Source organism: Acinetobacter sp. WCHAc060025 (genome assembly GCF_004209355.1).
GTDB classification, from domain to species: Bacteria; Pseudomonadota; Gammaproteobacteria; order Pseudomonadales; family Moraxellaceae; genus Acinetobacter; species Acinetobacter wuhouensis.
The window spans coordinates 1-4687 of the sequence record NZ_SGSX01000047.1; the positions used below are offsets into that span (position 1 = coordinate 1).

Annotated in this window: 5 protein-coding genes; all 5 read right to left on the reverse strand. The window is 37.5% G+C overall.

Annotated elements, in window-relative coordinates; genetic code table 11:
- Positions 1–949 precede the first annotated feature (949 nt).
- Positions 950–2236, reverse strand: a complete 1287-nt coding sequence (locus EXE09_RS18425) for a zonular occludens toxin domain-containing protein (RefSeq protein WP_130118225.1) — start codon at positions 2234–2236, stop codon at positions 950–952.
- Positions 2236–2514: a DUF2523 family protein gene (locus EXE09_RS18430; protein WP_165382091.1), complete on the reverse strand. Its 279-nt coding sequence runs from the start codon at positions 2512–2514 to the stop codon at positions 2236–2238. The genes EXE09_RS18425 and EXE09_RS18430 overlap by 1 nt, the downstream gene beginning before the upstream one ends.
- Entirely contained in the window at positions 2507–3910 is a 1404-nt protein-coding gene (locus EXE09_RS18435) for a virulence factor TspB C-terminal domain-related protein (protein WP_130118227.1), read from the reverse strand. The genes EXE09_RS18430 and EXE09_RS18435 overlap by 8 nt, the downstream gene beginning before the upstream one ends.
- A 145-nt stretch (positions 3911–4055) precedes the next feature.
- Positions 4056–4316, reverse strand: a complete 261-nt coding sequence (locus EXE09_RS18440; protein WP_130118228.1) for a hypothetical protein — start codon at positions 4314–4316, stop codon at positions 4056–4058.
- Positions 4317–4319: 3 nt separating this feature from the next.
- Entirely contained in the window at positions 4320–4514 is a 195-nt protein-coding gene (locus tag EXE09_RS18445; RefSeq protein WP_130118229.1) for a hypothetical protein, read from the reverse strand.
- Positions 4515–4687 lie beyond the last annotated feature (173 nt).

The window sequence follows — 4687 nt, forward strand, 5'->3', positions numbered from 1 at the left end:
ACTATACAAAATTAAATTACATCAGTTCGCGCCATACGGACGCTCTATTTTTACCGAATAATTCAAAAGGGAGCTTGTAATCAAGGAAAAAAAACATTTAAAAATGCATCTGATAAAATCAAATCGTGGGCTGTTTTTCACAGTCATTCCTTAATTTTACTTACTTTCCGCTCACGTCATTCCACAAAAATTTTACTCTTTTTCCGTCTCACCGCTCTTACTTCGCCACCTTCCCGAAAATTACTTGATAGGTTTCCCAAAACAGGCGCGCGCAACTTTTCTACTCTCTACATTTCTTTTGTTTTTCAAAGCTGATGATTCTCACCTGTGACCCTCAACTGCAAAAAACCGTTTAAAAGCAGGTCAGCGCTCGGATGTGCACAGCCCTTCGGGAAAATTTTTCTGATCTGTTGACAAACCCGATGGATAAGTCCGCATAACGGTGTTGCTGTTATACGTTGACTTACCCACAGGTGTTGCCAACAGGAAAAATTCTGCACACAACCGAGACAAAGCTGACCTTAATCATAGATTTTTTAAACTTAATTTTTTATTGTTTTCAGGTACATCAAAGACGGTTACGAATCACTTAAGCGCTTTATCAAAGACTGGCTCTCCACTCCGAGATAATGGGGAAAAGTTGCGCGCGCCTTTTCCGTGAGCCTTGCTATCTGCATAATTTCCGTGAGCCTTGGTGTCTCGTGAGCTTGATTCGACTACATGAGCAAAATTTTCGCTTCAATCCTTACCGCTACGGTTTCTTAAAATTACTCCATTCCATGTGTGAAAAGGCAGTGCCCGTCGTTGCGATAAACTTTAAAAAACATAATCTTAATAAGAGAATCAATAAAGATCATGAATAAATGGATTATCCACTGGTAAAGCCTTTTCTTGATCTTCAATGAAAGACATAAGTTCTTTGTAAAAGTAATAAAGCCTTATATGTTCATCAAAAAGCATTGTTAAAGCCCACTAAATCATTAGCACCATTTGTCGTTTTAGCTTGTAAATGTGGTTCTACTTGATTATTGGCTTGTTCTAAATCTCTGGGAAATTCAACCTTGCCAGTACCATAACTATGACCCACAGAATCCACAGATAAAGAATTACTCCCAACAGATAAATTATTACCATTAGAATTATCCTGAAAATAATTAAACGGTCGATCATTGTCTTTAATCAAACGTTTGCAATCAACTTGTGATACGTCTTTTAAAATCGTACCTTGTTGAGTATATGCAATATATCGTCCATTTTTAAGCATACAACCGCTAAAAACAGGCTTTGCAGTCACTTGATATGATTTAGATACAACTTGCTGAATATCGTCCTGATCGAATGGTTTAGACGGATTATATTCAACATTTGCTTCACCTACAGACATTCTATTTTCAGTCAATGTATTGAAGTATTTAACACATTCAGGTTTATCTACATTTACACCTTTTCGACATTCAACAGATATATCTTGTTCAGTACCAGTTTTAGGCAATACTCCCAATCCATTGGTCATATTAGATTCTTGTTTTGGTGCATTCTTTGTTTCTTGAGTTTGCATTTCATCAACTTTTGATTTTGTTCCTTTCATAAGAAAAAATACAAGTCCTGCAATAACTAAGCAAACAACAGCTAAACCAAACAGAAAGCTAATTAACTTAATATTTACATTAAAGTTTCGTCCTGAAGCTTGTCCGTCTTGTGTTGATTTATAAAGCTTGTAGTATTTTTCTTCTATCGAATAACTAAATGTATCGTAAGCATTTTTTTCTTTAATCGACTTAGTTACGTTCATATAAACTTTGTCAAAACAAAAGCATTTCGTTGTTTTCTTACCAACTGGTTCAAGCCAAAAGTATTGATTTACAAGGTTACGAACATCACTATTAATAAGCGCAGGATTTGGACTGATCATCCAAATGTCTTGGCGCTTATGGCGAATCATTGTTAATCCAGCAATTTCTTGATCTCGACGTGTTGAAAAGTGTTTACTAAACTTTTCATGCATTTGTACTTCATCAATGATAATTAAACTATCAGGTTCACAATCTTCCCATGAATCAGGCATTAGCGTAACGCCTTCGGCGAGTTCCGCATGAGCACGAATATTTGAATAGATATGTTGATATTTACCGCTTTTTTTGGCTTCTTCTTCTACCAATTTAGCGTATAGATATGACTTACCCGCTCCGATCTGGCCACACGTTAATCTGAATTGACCGCCTGCAATATTGCTCATTATTTTTTCCTCAACATTAACTTGCCTTGATTAAGTGTCAAGAGAAACACCGCAACCGAAACAAATGTACTTAAGTTATAGTCAATGCCATAAATCCCCATCAAATTTAATAAATCAGCAGGCATCGAATACGCTGAATTAATCATCTTGTCGAATGCGGTTCTAATTGCTACTAAGATTCCAAAGTAACTCACCAAACCCAAGCCAGCACCCATTAAAGCCCGTTGTATAATGTTCTTTGACAGCCACCCCATAACAAGGGCTAATAACTTACCCATTGCCATTCCTCAAGCCGATCAATAAAAATATAAGTCCACCTAAATAACCAAGACCAATGATGAAAGGACGAGCCTGATCCCCAAATGTGCAGATATAAGTTAAATCCGCTTCGAAATTAATCTCACCCAATAAACCCATAGGTATTGAAACTTGATGCGGTGAAAAAGGACATGTTTTTCCGAAAGTTACGTAATCTTTTCTTGAATAATCCGTTATATTTTGTTCTTCGACTTCTAATTTTTCATCTTTTAAATCAGGTTCTTCTTTTAACCATTTATCAGTTTTTTTCCAACTGTCATACCATTCACAGACTTTAAACGCCCATGTGCAAAAAACAGGAAATTGCAAAGAAATAGATTGACCGCCAGTTTGTTCACCAGTGTCTAGGTCAGTACTTGGTTTTGTTTCACCAGTAGCTGTATCGCCATCTTCATTCCATTTACGGTCTTTTGAAATATCGTCTTGAAGAATAGCCCCCGAATCATCATAACGAGGATCACCCAAAGGAGCAGGTTTATTATCAGGTGTGGGTTTTGCATTTTTTGCTTTTTCATCAAGTGCTTCTGCTACTTCATTACCAACGCCTGATTCATCATGCTGATATGTTTCAGCAACACCAGTATAATCACCTGTATTAATCTTATCGTTTGCAGAATCATCAACTGGGTCACTATAGCCCTCACCAAGCATTGCAGCACCCAACAAAGCAGGCGTTAATGGAACTTTTTCTTTTTCAACTGTCTTCGGTCTACGTTGTAAAACTGATGTAGAAGTATATGTATTATATTCACTTCCAGATGTATTCAAAATTGCAGTAGTCACAACAGCATGATAATCTGGATTGTTTCCACCAACAGAAGCGCTTTTTATTACAAGCTTATTTCCCGCAGGGTCAAGAACCTTACCATTGGCTGTTTTGATTTGCTGTACTGCTAAGCTTGCTGTAGAAACCCAAGTACATGTTGCATAATCATAAGTACACTTATATTCAAATCCATTACTATCAGGTTCTTTATATTTAACATAAGCACCGTCTTCCATCACCCAACCAATTGCTTCAATTAATTCCACAACTGCAGCAACTCCGAGCATTTGAACACCTGGCGCTTTCAATGATGCTGATAAACGTTTAAACATTGCACCACCAACTTTTGTTGGAGTTGGTTTATCTACTACGACAGAGCGCTCAATAAGAGCTTTTACATTTTCTTTTTGTCCAGTCGTTAAATTTGTTCTACTCTCATAAACAGTACGAGCATATTGACCATAAATGCGCTTATCATATTTATTTTGACCATCGCCAATTTTTACTTGTCTATCAAGCCAAAAATCATCGTCAGCGAAAGTTAACTGACATGAAAAAATCATCATGACTAATATTAATAACTTTTTCATATCAGTTCCCCGAAAGCACTATCCAAAACGCACCGAGTGCTACAATGATGAAATAAACTGTCATTCTTTAATCCTCAGCTATAAAAAAAGGTGGGGTGCGGTGCGTACAGTTGTGCGCTCCTCCCCACCTTTTTACGCACTACAATTAACGAAGCATTGCTAATGCTTTTTTGATGCCCCAACCTGCGTATGTTGGTAATGCTTTCAGACCACCTGCAGCCATAAGACCCGCAATGATCGCAACACCTGCTAAACCAGTTGTTAAATCAATCTGGACACCGCCACCTTCACCCTCAGCGAATGCCATACCAGTAGTAGCCAGTACAACACCAGTTGTCATTGCTACACGTTTAACTGCTTCCACAGCTTTTGAAGTTTTCACTTCATTTTGGTTTTGAACTTCCATAGTTCACTCCTCAGAATTGGACGTATGTCCTAACAAGTTTAGGGTGGTACGAATCCCCGAAGCTACGTACCATACAAGAGCCGTAGCAGATAACAACGCCCCAACTTTTAACGGTTCAAGGTTGTTTAATTCATCTAGCCAAGACTGTTGATGCAGTACAACAACGCAATAGTTGACACCCTGTATCACCGTAGTCATTGAGCAATCATCTATTACCATTGTTGTTTACCCCTCACACTTAGACATGTGAAAAGGTAAATATTGTCTGTGAAAATATGAGTAACATTTCGGGCATTCTGCTTGATTATCACCCTGAGATGCTGTTATATTTCTAATCATAATTTCACCTAAGTTATTGATTTTTAACATAT

What these genes read in the sequence shown, in the direction of transcription:
- EXE09_RS18425 (WP_130118225.1), bottom strand. Translation starts at nt 2,236, where the DNA reads ATGAGCAATATTGCAGGCGGTCAATTCAGATTAACGTGTGGCCAGATC.
- EXE09_RS18430 (WP_165382091.1), bottom strand. Translation starts at nt 2,514, where the DNA reads ATGGGTAAGTTATTAGCCCTTGTTATGGGGTGGCTGTCAAAGAACATT.
- EXE09_RS18435 (WP_130118227.1), bottom strand. Translation starts at nt 3,910, where the DNA reads ATGAAAAAGTTATTAATATTAGTCATGATGATTTTTTCATGTCAGTTA.
- EXE09_RS18440 (WP_130118228.1), bottom strand. Translation starts at nt 4,316, where the DNA reads ATGGAAGTTCAAAACCAAAATGAAGTGAAAACTTCAAAAGCTGTGGAA.
- EXE09_RS18445 (WP_130118229.1), bottom strand. Translation starts at nt 4,514, where the DNA reads ATGACTACGGTGATACAGGGTGTCAACTATTGCGTTGTTGTACTGCAT.